Annotated in this window: 14 protein-coding genes and 1 tRNA gene; 5 read left to right on the top strand and 10 right to left on the bottom strand. The window is 63.9% G+C overall.

Features of this window, described 5'->3' with window-relative positions:
* Positions 1-4 precede the first annotated feature (4 nt).
* Positions 5-1,225 (top strand): ISL3 family transposase, encoded by a 1,221-nt coding sequence (locus tag bpln_RS15435; protein ID WP_055139553.1) that lies wholly within the window; start codon positions 5-7, stop codon positions 1,223-1,225.
* Between the two features lie 39 nt (positions 1,226-1,264).
* Positions 1,265-2,059, top strand: a complete 795-nt coding sequence (locus bpln_RS15430) for an IS3 family transposase (RefSeq protein ID WP_055139211.1) — start codon at positions 1,265-1,267, stop codon at positions 2,057-2,059.
* A 9-nt stretch (positions 2,060-2,068) separates the two neighbouring features.
* Here the strand turns inward: bpln_RS15430 and bpln_RS15425 are convergent, their stop codons facing one another.
* The 10 genes from bpln_RS15425 to bpln_RS15385 all read right to left on the bottom strand — a co-directional run bounded on the left by bpln_RS15425 (position 2,069) and on the right by bpln_RS15385 (position 13,038).
* Positions 2,069-2,665, bottom strand: coding sequence for a plasmid pRiA4b ORF-3 family protein (locus tag bpln_RS15425; RefSeq protein ID WP_055138371.1), 597 nt, complete (start codon positions 2,663-2,665; stop codon positions 2,069-2,071).
* Positions 2,666-2,704: 39 nt separating this feature from the next.
* Entirely contained in the window at positions 2,705-4,267 is a 1,563-nt protein-coding gene (tnpC, locus tag bpln_RS15420) for an IS66 family transposase (RefSeq protein WP_055138372.1), read from the bottom strand.
* 29 nt (positions 4,268-4,296) lie between these two features.
* A complete protein-coding gene (gene tnpB / locus bpln_RS15415; RefSeq protein WP_055138373.1) occupies positions 4,297-4,644 on the bottom strand; it encodes an IS66 family insertion sequence element accessory protein TnpB in 348 nt (115 codons plus the stop codon).
* A complete protein-coding gene (gene tnpA, locus bpln_RS34050; protein ID WP_148653945.1) occupies positions 4,644-5,006 on the bottom strand; it encodes an IS66-like element accessory protein TnpA in 363 nt (120 codons plus the stop codon). Before tnpA ends, tnpB begins: the two co-directional genes overlap by 1 nt.
* Before the next feature lie 263 nt (positions 5,007-5,269).
* Positions 5,270-6,916, bottom strand: a complete 1,647-nt coding sequence (locus bpln_RS15410; RefSeq protein ID WP_063891233.1) for a TIGR04141 family sporadically distributed protein — start codon at positions 6,914-6,916, stop codon at positions 5,270-5,272.
* 181 nt (positions 6,917-7,097) lie between these two features.
* On the bottom strand, positions 7,098-8,450 hold the full coding sequence (locus bpln_RS15405; protein WP_055139209.1) for a site-specific integrase: 1,353 nt from the start codon (positions 8,448-8,450) through the stop codon (positions 7,098-7,100).
* Positions 8,451-8,536: 86 nt separating this feature from the next.
* Positions 8,537-8,613, bottom strand: a tRNA-Met gene (locus bpln_RS15400).
* A gap of 130 nt (positions 8,614-8,743) precedes the next feature.
* Complete coding sequence (locus bpln_RS15395; protein WP_042625915.1) at positions 8,744-10,402, bottom strand: MFS transporter; 1,659 nt, start codon at positions 10,400-10,402, stop codon at positions 8,744-8,746.
* Between the two features lie 245 nt (positions 10,403-10,647).
* Positions 10,648-12,279 carry a sensor histidine kinase gene (locus bpln_RS15390; RefSeq protein ID WP_055139208.1) on the bottom strand — a complete coding sequence of 544 codons (1,632 nt, stop codon included), beginning with the start codon at positions 12,277-12,279 and terminating at the stop codon, positions 10,648-10,650.
* Between the two features lie 27 nt (positions 12,280-12,306).
* Entirely contained in the window at positions 12,307-13,038 is a 732-nt protein-coding gene (locus tag bpln_RS15385; protein WP_042625913.1) for a response regulator transcription factor, read from the bottom strand.
* A 199-nt stretch (positions 13,039-13,237) separates the two neighbouring features.
* Here bpln_RS15385 and recA point away from each other — a divergent pair, with 199 nt between their 5' ends.
* The 3 genes from recA to sucC all read left to right on the top strand — a co-directional run bounded on the left by recA (position 13,238) and on the right by sucC (position 17,446).
* Positions 13,238-14,320, top strand: coding sequence for a recombinase RecA (gene recA, locus bpln_RS15380; RefSeq protein ID WP_042625912.1), 1,083 nt, complete (start codon positions 13,238-13,240; stop codon positions 14,318-14,320).
* Positions 14,320-15,450, top strand: coding sequence for a recombination regulator RecX (gene recX / locus bpln_RS15375; protein ID WP_082465298.1), 1,131 nt, complete (start codon positions 14,320-14,322; stop codon positions 15,448-15,450). The genes recA and recX overlap by 1 nt, the downstream gene beginning before the upstream one ends.
* 829 nt (positions 15,451-16,279) lie before the next feature.
* Positions 16,280-17,446, top strand: coding sequence for an ADP-forming succinate--CoA ligase subunit beta (sucC, locus tag bpln_RS15365; protein WP_042625911.1), 1,167 nt, complete (start codon positions 16,280-16,282; stop codon positions 17,444-17,446).
* Positions 17,447-17,497 lie beyond the last annotated feature (51 nt).

The following is a 17,497-nucleotide window of genomic DNA, read 5'->3' as shown; positions in this document are numbered from 1 at the left end:
TGAAGTGCTCGATCGCAAGGCATTGCAAGCGCTGGGCTGCTGGACGGGCTATCGGCTGGAGCGGGTGGAGTGGCCACAAGGCGAAGGCCGCACGCTCGCGCTGTATCTGAAACCGGTAGGCAAGGTGATGCTCTGCGAGCAATGCGGGGCGCGTTGCTCGCAGATCCACGAGACGTCGATTCGCAGAGTGCGCGATCTGCCACTGTTTGAATATCGTGTCGTGTTGCACGTGCCGCGTCGACGAGTGTGGTGCGATCACTGTGGCGGTCCGAGACTGGAGAAACTGGACTGGTTGGGCCGCTACCAGCGTGTCACGGAGCGGTTTGCCAAAGCCTGCGAGAAGCTGCTTCAGGCGGCCAGTGTGCAGGCAGTGGCGGCCTTTTACGATTTAGGCTGGCATACAGTCAAATCGATCGACAAGGCCCGTTTGCGTGCTCGAGTAAGGGATCCGGACTGGTCATCCATCCGCTATTTGGCGATGGACGAATTCGCACTTCACAAAGGTCACCGTTACGCCACGGTGGTCGTCGATCCGATTGGCCGTCAAGTGCTGTGGATCGGTCAGGGACGCTCACGCGAGACGGCCCGAGCCTTCTTCGAGCAGCTTCCGCCAGGCGTCGCCAAGCGCATCGAAGCGGTTGCCATCGACATGACGACGGCCTACGAGCTGGAGATCAATGCGCATTGCCCACAGGCCGAGATCGTCTACGACCTGTTCCATGTCGTTGCCAAATACGGACGCGAGGTCATTGACCGCGTTCGTGTCGATCAAGCCAATCAACTGCGCCACGACCGGCCGGCGCGAAAGGTTCTGAAGTCCAGCCGCTGGCTGCTGCTGCGCAACCGGCGCAATCTCAAACCGGAACAGTCGGTGCATCTGAAGGAGTTGCTGGAGGCCAACCAGCCGCTGTTATGTGTCTATCTGCTACGCGATGAACTCAAGCGGCTCTGGTTCTATCGCAAACCGGCGTGGGCCCAAAAGGCCTGGGAGCATTGGATAGAGCAGGCGGCGCAAAGCGGGATCGCTGCGCTTGAGTTGTTCGCCCGGCGCCTGCAAAGCTATTGGCACGGCATCGTCGCGCGCTGCCGGCACCCGCTCAATACCAGCGTGGTCGAGGGCATCAACAACACGATCAAGGTCCTCAAGCGCCGCGCTTATGGGTATCGCGACGAGGAGTATTTCTTCCTCAAAATCCGCGCCGCGTTCCCCGGTAATCCGCGATGAACCTAAAAAATTGCAGTCCCTGCTGGGCGAGGACGAGAAGTGATCGAAACGATCCACCAGGGACTGAAAGAAGAAGGCGTTGTCGTTTCGATTTCCAAGCTCTGCAAGTGGTTCGATGTGCCGCGCCGAACCGTGTATTACCGGCCAGTCAAGGCAGAACCCGTTGTGCAGGCGCGTTTCTCGGACCCGATCAAGGCGATGATCGAAGAGTCACCATCGTTCGGCTATCGGACGGTGGCGCACCTGCTGGGCTTCAACAAGAACACGGTGCAACGCGTGTTCCAGTTGATGGGCTGGCAAGTGCGCAAGCGGCCGGTTGGCTTTCGGCCACGGGCGCAATCGATGCCATCGGTTGCGCTCAAACCGAACTCGCGCTGGTCGACTGACATGTGCCGTATCTGGGCGGGGCGAGACGGCTGGGCAACCTTGGCCTTGGTCATCGATTGCTACACGCGCGAGTTGCTGGGCTGGCACCTGTCCCGAAGCGGAAAGGCGACGACCGCGGCCAGCGCGCTGGAGCACGCGTTGATTGCCCGGTTCGGCACGCTGGGTCGAGTATCGACGCCATTCCTGTTGAGGAGCGACAACGGCCTGGTTTTCACGAGCCAAAAGTACACGAAGCTGGTGCGCGATTACGGCCTGAAGCAGGAGTTCATCACGCCGCATTGCCCGCAACAAAACGGCATGGTGGAGCGAGTGATCAGGACGCTGAAGGAGCAATGCGTACACCGGCAGCGCTTCGAATCGCTACAGCATGCGAGCCGCGCCATCGCCGACTGGATTCAGTTTTACAACCACCGGCGAGCGGTAAGCGTGGGGCCGATACCGTCTTGACGGCGTGAGTTACCGGTTTCCCCAACGATTGGATGCCATGCGCAGCAGCGTGGCATTGGCAGCACGCAGATCGAACCGATCGGCATCGAAGCCGGGGCCAACCCAGTTTCGGTAATGTTCTGCCTCTTCGCTATTCGGATCGTTAGATAGCGTGTTCAGGAACGCGTCGTAGCCAGGCGGGCCGCCCACATCTTCTGGCGGGCACGCGCGAGCACCATCGATGACCTGGGCCGCGCCCCACGGTTCGCTTTCAACGATTTCCACTTTCTTAACGACGATGGCGTGATCCCACCCGTCCCCGAAGTCGTACCGGTAGAGGAAGCGTGAGCCAGGTTTCAGGACCTTCTGCAGTCGAACCTTGCGGTCATCGGCGGTCGTGCCCGGATCAGCGAAGTCCAGCACGTCATCGACCTCGAACATGGCGTAGGTCATGCCGTCGACCAGGAAGTCGTGCAGGTGGGAGTCTTCCCAGCCGAAGGCCGCCTGCAGGATATGGTGCAGCTTGCGCAGTGACTCGGTTCCTTCGACCTCGATCCGACGCCAGATGGGCGGCTCGATGTGTTGAAGCTGCACGTGCAGGGTAAAGCGCTGGAACGATTTCGCCATCTGATCTCCGGGGAACGGGAAGCCAGCGGCATTATCGCCTTACGATGCTGGGGTGGTCATTTTCCAGGGCAGCAGGCCTTCGACCTGGTTGATCGGATGGTCTGCAATGCGCGCAAGCACGACGCGCAGATACGCCTCGGGATCGATGCCGTTGAGCTTGGCCGTCCCGATCAGGCTGTAGATCGCGGCAGCACGCTCCCCACCTGAGTCCGCGCCGGCGAACAGGTAGTTTCGGCGCCCGATAGCCACTCCGCGCAACGCGCGCTCGACCGGCAGGTTATCGATTTCGAGATGCCCGTCGTCGCAGTAGCGCGTGAGCGCTTCCCACCGGTTCAACGCGTAGAGGATCGCCCGACTCGTGTCGGATTTGCGCGAGAGCGTCTCCAGTGTGGCGCTCAGCCACGCATGGAGTTGATCGAGCAAGGGCCTGGCGCGAGTTTGTCGGTGCGCTCGCCGCTCATCGGGCGGTTTGCCACGGATCTGCTCTTCGACCTTGTAGAGCGCGCCGATACGTTCCAGCGCCTCGGTGTTCAATACATTTGGGCGAGCCGCATGCAATTCGTAGAACTGCCGCCGTGCGTGGGCCCAGCATGCTGCTTCGGCAACGTGTCCCGTTTCGTAAATCGCTTGGTAGCCGCCGTAGGCGTCGGCCTGCAACGTGCCATTGAACGATTCGAGATGCTGCTGCGGATGGATGCCCTTGCGGTCCGGCGTATAGGCAAACCAGACGGCCGGCGGAGCGGCGTCGCTGGACGCCCGATCGTCACGCACATACACCCACAGGCGTCCGGTTTTGGTCTTGCCGTTCCCTGGCGCAAGCACCGGCACTGGCGTATCGTCGGCATGGAGCTTCGTCGCCGCCATGACGTGGCGACGCAGTGCGTCGACGAGCGGTTGCAGCAGCGCCGCAGTGTGACCAACCCACTTCGCCAGCAGCGAGCGATCCAGCTCGACACCTTCCCGCGCATAGATCACCGACTGCCGGTAGAGCGGCAGGTGATCCGCGAACTTCGCGACCAGTACGTGAGCCAGCAGTCCCGGGCCAGCCATGCCTCGCTCGATGGGACGGCTCGGCGCAGCAGCCTGGGCGATGTGATCGCAGCATGAACATGCCAGCTTCGGCCGCACATGGCGGATGACCCGGAAGCTCGCCGGCACATACTCGAGTTGTTCGGCGACGTCCTCGCCAAGCTGCTTCATCGGCGCACCGCACGCCGTGCAGGTTTCACGTGATTCGGGCCAATGGATCTGGATCTCGCGCGGCAGGTGATCCGGCAACGGCTTGCGTTGTACCTGTTCCGGTGCCGTGCGTGGCGTCCTGGGAATCTCGATGGGGGCAGCGCCTTCGTCGGCCTCGAGTTCTTCCAGACGCAGCTCGAGCTGCTCGATCTGGCGGTCCAGTTTCTCCGAGCGGCGGCCGAACTGCATGCGGCGCAGCTTTGCGATCAGCAGCTTGAGACGCTCGATCTCCGCCTTGTCGGTTGCCGTCGCCGCCTTGTGCGATTCGACCACGTCTTCCAGATGCCCGATGCGGGCATCGCGCTCGAGCAGTAGAGCCTTGAGCGCTTCGATGTCGTCCGGGTACGCGTTCGCCGTCGTCATGCCCGCAGTCTACGCGCCGGTGGGCGGGTTTACAACGCTGAGGTCGGCGCCGCCGTGCGCACCGGCTGCCGCCAGTCGATGCCTTCCAGCAACATGGACAACTGCGCCTGGCTCAAGCTGACGACGCCCCCATCCGCACGCGGCCAGACAAAGCGGCCGCGTTCAAGCCGTTTCATCAGCAGACACATGCCGTCACCGCTCCACCACAGCACCTTGACCAGATCGCCGCGTCGGCCGCGGAACACAAACACGTGTCCGCTGAACGGGTCCCGCTCGAGCACGGTCTGCACCTTCGCGGCCAGGCTATTGAAGCCGGAACGCATATCGGTCACACCAGCAGCCAGCCACACCCGCGGCCCAGCGGGAAGGCCCAGCATCACGAACCCACATCCAGCAAGCTTGTCAGCACAAGCCGCAGGACATCAGACTCCGGCTTGCCTTCGAAACACGCGCGCACGCCACGACATTCGATGACCAGCCCGGATGATCTGACCGGTTCCGGTATCGGCGGTGATGCCATCTGAACAGGCAGGAATAATTCAACTGGCGCGGATGCGGACGTCGCCTCTTGCTCCTGATCCCGACGCCACTTCGACACGAGATTCGCGTTCAACCCATGCGCGCGTGCAACTTCCGCCAGTGAACGGGTCGGGTCTCGTGTTTCCGCCACGACCTGCGTGCGAAACTCATTCGTGTAATTCTTGGAGCCTCGTCGGCGGCCCTGCGCCTTGATTTCCATTTTTTCTGGTTCCCACTACATTCTGGTGGGAATCAGATTGCCGCCTATGAACCTTCATGAACAGACGGTGCTGGGGAAGCGCTTACGGCGAGCGCATCAGTCGCTGAAGATGAAGACCCCGGCCGAGGCGTTTGCTTTAGCCGCTTAACCTGTGCAGGTTTGGCTGGGTCATTACAAAGATGCTTTCGCGGATCTATTCGGCGGTGTGGCGCCGCGCGGGGTAGGCGCCGCTGTCGTGTTGGATGGTGACGATTTTTTGAGCGCTAGATTTTGGCCTTGGTTCCCTTTCGTTTTGCGGATTTGAACGATTTCTTTTTCAAAAGGGTTGGCTCGACTTCGATCTTTGCTATCGCGACCTTGAAGTTCAAGGCGTCCAGAGTCATGAAGGAGTTTTTCAACGTTATTTTGGAGAAAAATGGCAAATCCAGCGGCAAATTTTTTGATGTCGCGATGGCGAAAATAACGCGATAATTTTGAGCGTTTGGTTTTTTCGAGGGGTCCGCAAGACGGATGCTGTCGGGAAGCTTGGCGTTGAGCTTGTTTCTAAAATCCTCATCTTTGATGAAAGTTTCCCCAGACACCTCCCCCTGCGAAAATAAATGGCTGAGGGTTGCGGAGCTTCTGTAGTATTTGACGTGTATCAAGTCTTTGCCGGATCGCACCAAGTCGCAAAACTCGATTTTGTCGTGCGGTCCGCCGATTTGGATGTTCTTCTTGTCAAGCAGTTCGATATTGCTTTCCGTCTCCGCCGAAAACGAATTGTATTCGCCCTCGTTGGCATGGTTGTAGATTGGCAGCTTCTCAGTGTCGACTTCTAGCTTCGCCAAGAAGGCGTCGACTCGGTCGATGAAGTTTTTGTTGATCTCATGCCATTGGCCATCGCGCAGGACGTAGGTTTTTTCCGATTCCTTGATCTCGGCGTACAGGCAGCGATAGGCGCGCCAAGTTTGGATCACCTCGCCGTTCGCGTCGACTGAGTGGACAACGTGGGTTTTCATCGCCGCCACGCCAGGGGATAGTTTTCTCTCCCTGAGAAACCCGAGAAAATCTTCCAACTGCAAGGTGGGGTGGCTCGCCGAGCTGGCGCGGCGCTCGAAGGAGTATCCGGCCTGTCGCTCCCAGTCGACAATTTCTGGCTCCCCCATCCAAAAATTGCCGTTCTCGGGATCTGTTTTGATCAGGTCATCAAGCACCGAGTCGAGCAATTCGATCATTTCCCTTTCTTTGATTCGGTGAACATTGTCCACCCACGCGAATCGATCGGGGAGTTTCTTGTCGCAGGCTTCCTGGGCCAATTGAAAAATGGCGTGCAAGTCATTGAGTTTGGCCGTAGGGTGGATGGTCAGCGCGTCGCGGCCGGTCGCCACCGGACCAAACTCCCCAATTTGGCATGCGCCGGTCAGGGACTGAACCATGTCAATTTCCCAGTCTATCGCCAAATCAAAAATGTCTGAATCTCTCGGGCTCTGGTTTCTGGTGTTGAGCCAATTGTCTTGGTAGCTGGCTTTGTCGAGGCTGCGCAGGCGTTCCGGATTGACGGAGTTGAGCGTCACGCGCAGCCCGAAGTCGCGCTCGACCAAGTCCAAGTTGACGAGATGAAACCCCATGCCGAAGCAAAGGATAAAGGTGTCGCCCAAGTCGCGCACGACGAGCGCTGCGCCTTCGGATCGATTGCCGCCGAACAGATCCGCCTCGATCTTCTGGCCGTCAATTAGAAAATTGGTCCAAGCGGGAAGCTTGGGCGGCGGTGTGTTTTTTACGTACAAGGTTGCGGAGCCGTGCGAAATCTCAAGCTCGACGCGCGGTTTGGCTTTGTCGGTCTTGATGATTAGCCCGTCTGGCGTTGCCTGCCCCCGAACTCTATAAATGGTGAGACGCTCCCTTCTCTCCTGCGACCGCTTTCTGCCCATGCATGGCCCCGTTTATCGCTATAGAGTGCGCGTGCGCATTGTCGATTTTCGCGCATGCAAAATATCCTCCGGGCGGCTTCGCGGCGTCAATTGGAGGATTCGGCATCGTGGCCTTGGCGCGACACGCTTTCCTGATTTGCGCTCAGCGGAGGCGCTTATGGCGCAAAAAACGCCGATTCAGCTAAAAGCAGATGGGCAAAATCAAATCGAATCGATCAAGAGTGGATTTCAGCTCGGCAAGCGGCTTGGCATGCTGATAGTTCGCAAAGTGGGGGCTGCTGAAATCGACTTTCGCTTGGTCGTAGTGCCCAACCAGCGCCATCAACATTGCGGGATGCGTGTGCAGCTCGGTCATCCTGTTGATGAAGGTGTGCCGAAACGAGTGAAAGACCTTGCGGTCGTCCACGATCTTGCGCTCGTCCAGGTAGTCGGCGAAGCGCCGAGTCACGTTTTTCCCGTACCCGTTTGCGCCGGGTTTGAGCTCGGGAAAGAGCTGCGTCGCGCCTCGCTCGCGCAGGCCGTCCACATACGCCATAAACCCGGATTCCAGAACCGTGCGGTGCAAGGGGATGCGGCGCTGGGAGGCTGCGTTTTTCGCTTTCTGGATGTCGAAAAACCAAACATCGCCTTCGCGCTGGACCTGCGCCAGCGACAGACTGGCAAGCTCTTCGAGCCGCGCCCCGGAGTAAAGAGCCAAGAAAGGAAGCCAGCGATAGGCGGGCCTGTTCATCTTCGCCGCATAAGCGGCCGGGTCAAAGATCGCCGCGATGTCGTCCGCGCTGAACGGTTTGTAGGAGCGCTTTTGCTGTTGAAGCTTCGACCTCGTCGACACCTTCGACATTTCAAAGGGGTTGGGGCCTTCGCGGTGGCCGTTGGCGACCGCGTAGCCAAACATGTCCCGCAGGAACGACAGCTTGGCGTTGATCCGGCTCGCGCTGCCGCCTTCGTCGATCAAGGCGTTCTTGTAGTCCACGGCGTCGCCGATCGCGTAAGCGTCGATCGGCTTGGAGCCGATCCGCTTCGCAAAGTCGTCGAACGTCCGGTTTTTGGCCACGATTGTGCGAGCGACGTTGTCGAGCGTCTTTTCTTTCTTGTAGCGCGCCACGACTTCGGCGAAAGGCTTGCCCTTGCGGGCCTTCGCTTGCGTTTGGGCGGCGTTCTGGGTGGCAATGGCGACCGCGACGGAATCGGACAGGACTGGCAGCTCGATCGAAGGGGCGGGGGCGAAGCGGTCGCCGAAAAGCTCCTTGGCTCGGCGCACGTCGTCGTCGGTGTTGATGTCCTTGACTTGCGTGCCGTCGGGGAAAATCACGTCGAGCCGCTTGGCTTCGTCAGGGTCGAGGGTGAAATCGGCGGCCTTCGGCTTGTCAGCGGGCGTCTTCATTGCGAGTTCGAGGTTGAACGCGAGCGCAAGAAGTTTAGCTTGCCGGAAGTCTTTCGTGCGCAGCGAGCGCTTGCTCTCTTTGCCGGCGCGAACGAGCCGGAGGTAAAACACGCCGTGGCGCGATTTGAACAGGTGCGGCAGCTTGTGCATGCGGGCGGATGGCTCACAAGATGGCTCACCGCGCGCGCAAAGACAAAGGCCCGCGACTCTTTCGAGTGCGGGCCTTCGCGTAATGATGGTGGCGAATCAGGGACTCGAACCCCGGACCTGCGGATTATGATTCCGTCGCTCTAACCGACTGAGCTAATTCGCCAACAGAAGGCCGATTATGAAGAAGGATCGAGGGTGTGTCAACACTTTCCTCGAACTTTTTCACCTACGCGCCACCGCACACGGCAGGGCGACGGCCGGCTCCCGGCCCCGCCGCGCCCCGCCTGGCCGCCTCAATCCTGCGCGTAGATATTCGACCCCTTCGTCTCCTTCACGAACAGCAGCCCGATCACGAACGTCGCGAGCGCGATCGTGATCGGATACCAGAGCCCCGAGTAGATGTTGCCCTTCGCCGCCACGATCGCGAACGCCGTGGCCGGCAGGAAGCCGCCGAACCAGCCGTTGCCGATGTGATACGGCAGCGACATCGACGTGTAGCGGATCCGCGTCGGGAACATCTCCACCAGCATCGCCGCGATCGGCCCGTACACCATCGTCACGAAGATCACGAGGATCGTCAGCACCACGATCGCCATCGGCCAGTTGATCTGCGACGGGTCGGCCTTCGCCGGGTAGCCGGCGCCCTTCAGCGTCGCGGCCAGCGTCTTGTCGAACGCGGCGGCCTTCAGCTTGGCGTCGGCGCCCTTGCCGTCATAGGTGTCGATCACCGTCTCGCCCACCTTGATCTGCGCGAGCGTGCCGGCCGGCGCGGCCACGTTCTCGTAGTTGAGCCCGGCCTTCGACAGCGCGGCCTTCGCCACGTCGCAAGAGTTCGTGAACTTCGCCGTGCCCACCGGGTTGAACTGGAACGAGCATTCGTCCGGGTTCGCGATCACGCTGATCGGCGCCTTCTGCGTCGCGGCTTCCAGCGCCGGGTTCGTGTAGTGCGTGAGCGCCTTGAACAGCGGGAAGTAGGCCAGCGCGGCGATCAGGCAGCCGGCCAGGATGATCGGCTTGCGGCCGATGCGGTCCGACAGCGAGCCGAAGAACAGGAAGAACGGCGTGCCGATCAGGAGCGCCACGGCGATCAGGATGTTCGCGCTGGTGCCGTCCACCTTCAGCGTCTGGGTCAGGAAGAACAGCGTGTAGAACTGGCCCGTGTACCAGACCACGGCCTGCCCGGCGGTCAGCCCGACCAGCGCGAGGATCACGATCTTCAGGTTCTTCCACTGGCCGAACGCCTCGGTCAGCGGCGCCTTCGAGGTCTTGCCCTCGGCCTTGATGCGCAGGAACACCGGCGATTCGTCGAGCTGCAGGCGAATCCAGACCGACACGGCGAGCAGCAGGATCGACGCGACGAACGGGATGCGCCAGGCCCACGCGGCGAACGTGTCCTCGCCGAGCGTCAGGCGCACGCCGAGGATCACCAGCAGCGACAGGAACAGCCCGAGCGTGGCGGTGGTCTGGATCCAGGCGGTGTAGAAGCCGCGCCGGTTCGCCGGCGCGTGCTCGGCCACGTAGGTGGCCGCGCCGCCGTACTCGCCGCCGAGCGCGAGGCCCTGCAGCAGCCGCATCACGATGAAGATCACCGGCGCGGCGATGCCGATCGACGCGTAGCCGGGCAGGAAGCCCACCACGAACGTCGACAGGCCCATGATCACGATCGTCATCAGGAACGTGTACTTGCGTCCGACCATGTCGCCGAGCCTGCCGAACACGATCGCGCCGAACGGGCGCACCGCGAAGCCGGCGGCGAACCCGAGCAGCGTGAAGATGAACGCGGCGGTCGGATTGACGCCGGAAAAGAAGCTCTTGCTGATGTAGGCCGCGAGCGAGCCGGCCAGATAAAAGTCGTACCACTCGAACACGGTGCCGAGCGACGACGCGAAGATCACCCGCTTCTCGTCACTCGTCATCGGCGAATGCGCGATGTGCCCGCCTACTGTCGCCATGAGTCGTCTCCAGTCTTTTGATATCGATATGTCGGTTCGCCATCCTGACGAACTCGCGTCGATTATTGGCGGGCAAACTTACGGCCCACTGACTGATGCGGCGATCAGGGTTTGTCGGGAGTAGGCAGCGGCGAACGAAATAAAATCCGGGAAATTGGCGATAACGTCGCGCCAACATCGCGTATTTTCGTTTTTTTGTCGTGAATGTCGGCCCGCGCGCGGCCGCGCCGGGCGGCGGCTCAGGGTTATTCCCGGGCCGCCCGGCGCGGCGTGAAGCTGACGCGCACGAGCGTGCCGGCGAGGTGCGGCGACGCCTGGTAGACATGGTCCTCGATCGTCAGCGTGCCGCCGTGCTGGGCCACGATCTCGCGCACGATCGCGAGTCCCAGCCCGCTGCCGTCGCCGTCGCGGCCGAGGATCCGGTAGAAGCGTTCGAGCACGCGGCCGCGTTCGTGCGCCGGAATGCCGGGGCCGGTGTCTTCCACCTCGAGATGGATGCGGGCCGGCGCGGCGTCGCCGTCGGTCGCGCGGGGGCCGGCGCGGCCGCTTGCGGCCATGCCGGCGGGGCTGGCGTCGGATTCGGCGCGCACCCGCACGGTGATCCGGCCGCCCTCGGGCGTGTAGCGGATCGCGTTGTCGATCAGGTTGCCGAGCATCTCGCGCAGCATCACCGGATTGCCGTCGATCGCGAGCGCCACGGCGCCGGCGGGCTCGCCGTCGGCTTCCGGTCCCTCGTAGCCGAGGTCCATGCGCCGGGCGAACGCGGCCTGCATCCAGTCGCGCACGGTCACGCGCGCGAGCGCGGCCGGGTCGACGGGCTCGAAGGTCAGGCCGCTCGCGCGGTTCTCGGCGCGCGCGAGCGCGAGCAGCTGCGTGACGAGCCGCGCGGCCTGGCCCGAACTGGTCGCGATCTGTTCGAGCGAGCGCGCCACCTCGGCGGACACGTCGTGCCGCAGCGCGAATTCGGCCTGGGTGCGCAGGCCGGCGAGCGGCGTCTTCATCTGGTGCGCGGCGTCGGCGATGAAGCGCTTCTGCAGCGCGATGTTCTGTTCGAGGCGCGCGAGCAGGTCGTTGAACGAGGTGACGAGCGGCTCGATCTCGGGCGGCGCGCGCTGCGCGTCGACGGGCGAGAGATCGTCGGGGCGGCGCTCTCGGATCTGCGCCTGCAGCGAGGTGAGCGGCGCGAGCCCGCGCGAGAGCCCGAACCACACCAGCACGATGGCGAGCGGCAGGATCACGAACTGCGGCAGGATCACGCCCTTGATGATGTCGTTGGCGAGCGCATTGCGCTTGTCGAGCGTCTCGCCCACCTGCACCAGCACGGGCAGCGCGCCGCGCACGCCGGGCAGCGCGACGGTGGTGTAGGCCACGCGGATGTCGTTGCCGCGCAGCAGGTCGTCGCGGAACACCACGACGCCGGGCGGCGGCCGGTCGTCGTCGCGCGGCAGCGGCAGGTCGGCTTCGCCGGCCACCAGCTCGCCGCGCGCGCCGAGCACCTGGAAATAGACGCTGTCGACGTTGTCGGCGCGCAGCAGGTCGAGCGTGGCCCGCGGCAGCACGAGTTCGGCCGCGCCGTTGACGGGCGTGATCTGACGCGCGAGCACGTAGGCGTTGGTCTCGAGCGCGCGGTCGAACGGGCCGTTGGCGATCGTCTTGGCCACCAGATAGGTGACGGCGATGCTCATCGGCCAGAGCAGCAGCAGCGGCGCGAGCATCCAGTCGAGGATCTCGCCGAACAGCGAGCGCGGGCGCGCGGCGTCGCCGGCATCGACGTCATCGGGCGGCGCGAACGGATCTTCATAGCGCGCGTCGCGCTCGGCATCGCGCAGGTCGGCGGGGCGCCGCGTGGCGCGCGGGGAGCGGAACGGAATGGCCATGGCGTGGCGCGCGCGGCGCGGCGCCCGTCAGCGCAGCGACGGCGTCGCGGCGGGGTCGGCCGAGGCGGCGGCCGGGGCGGGATCGGCGGCCGGCGCGGCTTTTTCGAGGCAGTAGCCGAGCCCGCGCACGGTCGCGATGCGCGCGCCGCTCGGTTCGATCTTCTTGCGCAGCCGGTGGACGTAGACCTCGATCGCGTTGTTGCTGACTTCCTCGCCCCATTCGCAGAGATGATCGACCAGCTGTTCCTTGGACACGAGCCGGCCGACGCGCTGCAGCAGCACTTCCAGCAGCCCGAGTTCGCGCGCGGACAGTTCGAGCACGCGCTCGTTGGCATAGGCCAGCCGGCCGACCTGGTCGAAGCTCAGCGAGCCGTGGCGGATCACGGTCGGGCCGCCGCCGGCACCGCGCCGCGTCAGCGCGCGCACGCGCGCTTCCAGCTCGTTGAGCGCGAACGGCTTGGCCATGTAGTCGTCAGCGCCGAGGTCGAGCCCCTTCACGCGCTCGTCGACGCTGTCGGCGGCGGTCAGGATCAGCACCGGCAGCACCGAATTGCGAGCGCGCAGGCGCCGCAGCACGTCGAGGCCCGGCATCTTCGGCAGGCCGAGGTCGAGGATCAGCAGATCGAAAGTTTGCATCGACAGCGCGGTGTCGGCGTCGACGCCGCTGGACACGTGATCAACGGCATAGCCCGACTGGCGGAGTGATCGGGTCAAGCCGTCCGCGAGTATGCTGTCATCTTCGGCAATCAGGATTCGCATGGTGCGTGGCCGTGGGCCGGCGGCACGGCGAGGTGGCGCCGGCGCGGGTGTCTCCGGAGTGAATCGGACGTGCGAAACCCGCAAATCGGGCTTGCACAAACCACTGTTTTTTTATACAGTGTCTGCATTCGTGCACCTAACGGCTTGCTTGCCCGGTGCGCCCCAATCAGACGCTGCTCATCATAGCAAAGGACGATTCATGGAAGATAGCAAGAAAGGCGCCGGGATGACCGCGGAAAAGAGCAAGGCGCTGGCCGCCGCGCTTGCACAGATCGAGAAGCAGTTCGGCAAGGGCTCGATCATGAAACTCGGTGACGCCGAAGCCAAGGAAGACATCCAGGTGGTCTCCACCGGCTCGCTCGGCCTCGACATCGCGCTCGGCGTCGGCGGCCTGCCGCGCGGCCGCGTGGTCGAGATCTACGGTCCGGAATCGTCGGGTAAAACCACCCTCACGCTGCAGGTGATCGCCGAAATGCAGAAGCTCGGCGGCACGGCGGCGTTCATCGACGCGGAACACGCGCTCGACGTGCAGTACGCGGCGAAGCTCGGCGTCAACGTGCCGGAACTGCTGATCTCGCAGCCGGACACGGGCGAGCAGGCGCTTGAAATCACCGATGCACTGGTGCGTTCGGGCTCGGTCGACATGATCGTGATCGACTCGGTCGCGGCGCTGGTGCCGAAGGCTGAAATCGAAGGCGAGATGGGCGATTCGCTGCCGGGTCTGCAGGCCCGCCTGATGTCGCAGGCGCTGCGCAAGCTCACCGGCACGATCAAGCGCACCAACTGCCTCGTCATCTTCATCAACCAGATCCGCATGAAGATCGGCGTGATGTTCGGCAACCCGGAAACCACCACGGGCGGCAACGCGCTGAAGTTCTACGCCTCGGTGCGTCTCGACATCCGCCGGATCGGCTCGATCAAGAAGAACGACGAGGTGATCGGCAACGAAACGCGCGTGAAGGTCGTCAAGAACAAGGTCTCGCCGCCGTTCCGCGAGTCGATCTTCGACATCCTCTACGGCGAGGGCATCTCGCGCCAGGGCGAAATCATCGATCTCGGCGTGCAGGCCAAGATCGTCGACAAGGCCGGCGCCTGGTACAGCTACAACGGCGAGAAGATCGGCCAGGGCAAGGACAACGCGCGTGAATTCCTGCGCGAGAATCCCGACATCGCCCGCGAGATCGAGAACCGCATCCGCGAATCGCTCGGCGTGGTGGCGATGCCGCAGGACGTGATCGGCGGCAGCTCCGAAGCCGACGAGGTGATGGACGAAGAAGAGTGATGCGTCGAGGCCGGGGCCGCCCGGACGGTTCGCCGCCCACGTCGCCGCGCGAGGATCGCGCGGCTGACGGCGGGCCGGACGATCGATCCACGGCGGCGCCCGTTTCGCGCGACGGGCGGCCCGCGGGCCGCTCCGCAACGAGGGCATCGGACGATGCCCTCGTGTCGTTTCGGCGCGCCGCTGCGGGCGAGGTGCCCGATGCCGGCGCGCTCGTGCGAAGGCGTGGCGGGGCCGATGCGGCGGGTTATGCGACTTCGGCTGCTTCGTCTAATTCAGCCAACTCGGCCAGTTCATCCAATTCGGCAACGCCGGCAGCATTGTCCGCCGACGTCTTCGATCACGACGAATCGTTCGACGCCCACGATGTAGCGCGTGGCATTCGCGCCCGTACCGTGCGCGGCGCGGCGGGTTCCGCGACGCCCGCTCGTGACGGCGCGGCGAGGCCGTCCACGGCGGCCACGCCGCGTTCGTCCACCGGCCGCACGCACTTCGAAAGCGCGAGCGGCGATCAATATTCCCGTACCAGCGAGCATCCCCGCCGGCGCAGCAGCGGCACCGGCAGCCGGCGCCGCGCGCCGGGGCCGTTCGACGGCCGCGAGCCGCAAGCGGGCACCGGCACCGGATCGTCCGCCGAATCCCCCGAAGCCAACGACACGCGCCGCGCCGCGCCCACACGCCCGGCGCGTTCGCTGAAAGGGCGCGCGCTCGGCTATCTGTCGCGCCGCGAATACAGCCGCTCGGAACTCGCACGCAAGCTGGCGCCCCATGTCGAGGAAAACGACGAGCCCGAGGCGCTGCTCGATGCGCTCGAGCGCGAGGGCTGGCTGTCGGATGCGCGCTTCACCGAGAGCCTCGTGCATCGCCGCGCGTCGCGGCTTGGCACGGCGCGCGTGCTCGGCGAGCTGAAGCGTCACGCGGTGGACGGCGCGCTCGTCGAGTCGGTCGGCGAGCAGTTGCGGGAAACCGAATTCAGTCGCGCGCAGGCCGTGTGGCGCAAGAAGTTCGGCAGCCTGCCGATCACCCCGGCCGAGCGCGCGAAGCAGGCGCGTTTCCTTGCCTCGCGCGGATTCTCCAGCGCGACGATCGCGAAGCTGCTGAAGGTCGGCGACGACGAGTTCGGTGATTGCTAGGGGCCGCCGCGCCGCAGCCTGCCTGCCTTGACCCGGGCGCCCCGCGCGCATCGATCGGCGGCCGCGCCGCGCCGCGTTCGCCGCGCGCGCTTCTTGGGATCCGACCCGGCATGCTGCACCGCATTCGCTTTGCCAATGCGGGTCACACCGGATATTCCGTGGCGGCGCGACAAAGTCTCGATATGCTAAAATCCGCCGGTTTTCTTATTCGGCCTCAACCTTTCGCATGCCGTCATTCGAGCCCGTGTCACGCCAGCCGCGCCATCGCGCGGTCGCGGCGGAAACCGACCAGCGCGGCGGCGTGCGAGGCAGCGTCGTCGCCTGGCCGGTCGGTCCGCATTGCGCGGCGCCATCGGCACGACGCACGCGACCGAGTGGACAGCCGAACCATGAACTCGGGCCCAGCACCCGCGCCGATCGCGAATCCCATGTCGTCGACGCCGCCGCGTCGTCCATCCGGGCACTACGTTCCGGTCGCCGCGAAGCCGCCCATCCCGCCTGCCGAGCCTTCGTCGCTCCCCCCCCAGCGTTCACGTCCCCCCTGTTTTCTCCTGTCGCATCGCGCACCGCTTCGTCGGCCGCGCGGGTGTCGTTCGTGCGCGCCCGGCGTACACGGGCAGCCGCCGCACGGCAGGCAAACGACACCGGGCACGGCTGCGCGGGGCGGCGCCGACGCGAGGCGGGCCGGCCGTTCTCTCCGACATGGCTCGGCGCGAGCCGCCACGCGCGTTCCCGCGCGGGCGGCGCGCACGAATGATCGGAAACATCAGTAGAAAGAAGCGACATTCAATCGACTTTTCATCCAACTCTCAGACTGAAGGAATCACGCATGAAGATTCACGAGTACCAGGGTAAGGAAATCCTGCGGAAGTTCGGCGTCGCGGTCCCGCGCGGCAAGCCGGCGTTCTCGGTGGACGAGGCGCTGAAGGTGGCGGAAGAGCTGGGCGGCCCGGTGTGGGTCGTCAAGGCGCAGATCCACGCGGGCGGCCGCGGCAAGGGCGGTGGCGTGAAGGTTGCCAAGTCGCTCGACCAGGTCCGTGAATACGCCAGCCAGATCCTCGGCATGCAGCTCGTCACGCACCAGACCGGTCCGGAAGGCCAGAAGGTCAACCGCCTGATGGTTGAGGAAGGCGCCGACATCAAGCAGGAACTGTATGTCAGCCTGGTCGTCGATCGCGTGACGCAAAAGATCGTTCTGATGGGTTCGAGCGAAGGCGGCATGGACATCGAGGAAGTGGCCGACAAGCACCCGGAACTGATCCACAAGGTCATCGTCGAGCCGTCGACGGGCCTGCTCGATGCCCAGGCGGACGAGCTCGCCGCGAAGATCGGCGTGCCGGCCGCCTCGATTCCGCAAGCACGCGCGATCCTGCAAGGCCTGTACAAGGCATTCTGGGAAACCGACGCATCGCTGGCCGAAATCAACCCGCTGAATGTTTCCAGCGACGGCAAGGTGATCGCGCTCGACGCGAAGTTCAACTTCGACTCGAACGCGCTGTTCCGTCATCCGGAAATCGTCGCGTACCGCGATCTGGACGAAGAGGATCCGGCTGAAATCGAAGCGTCGAAGTTCGACCTGGCCTACATCTCGCTCGACGGCAACATCGGCTGCCTGGTGAACGGCGCGGGCCTGGCGATGGCGACCATGGACACGATCAAGCTGTTCGGCGGCGAGCCGGCCAACTTCCTCGACGTCGGCGGTGGCGCGACGACCGAGAAGGTTACCGAAGCGTTCAAGCTGATGCTGAAGAACCCGGACCTGAAGGCGATCCTGGTGAACATCTTCGGCGGCATCATGCGCTGCGACGTGATCGCCGAAGGCGTGATCGCCGGCTCGAAGGCCGTCAACCTGGGCGTGCCGCTCGTCGTGCGCATGAAGGGCACCAACGAAGACCTGGGCAAGAAGATGCTCGCCGAATCCGGCCTGCCGATCATCTCGGCGGACAGCATGGAAGAAGCGGCGCAGAAGGTCGTCGCCGCGGCCGCCGGCAAGTAAGCATCGTTTGAACACGCATGGCGGCGCGCGCGTTCGCGACGCCTATCGAAC

Source organism: Burkholderia plantarii (assembly GCF_001411805.1).
Taxonomy (GTDB): Bacteria; Pseudomonadota; Gammaproteobacteria; order Burkholderiales; family Burkholderiaceae; genus Burkholderia; species Burkholderia plantarii.
This window is presented reverse-complemented; position numbering and strand designations above follow the sequence as displayed.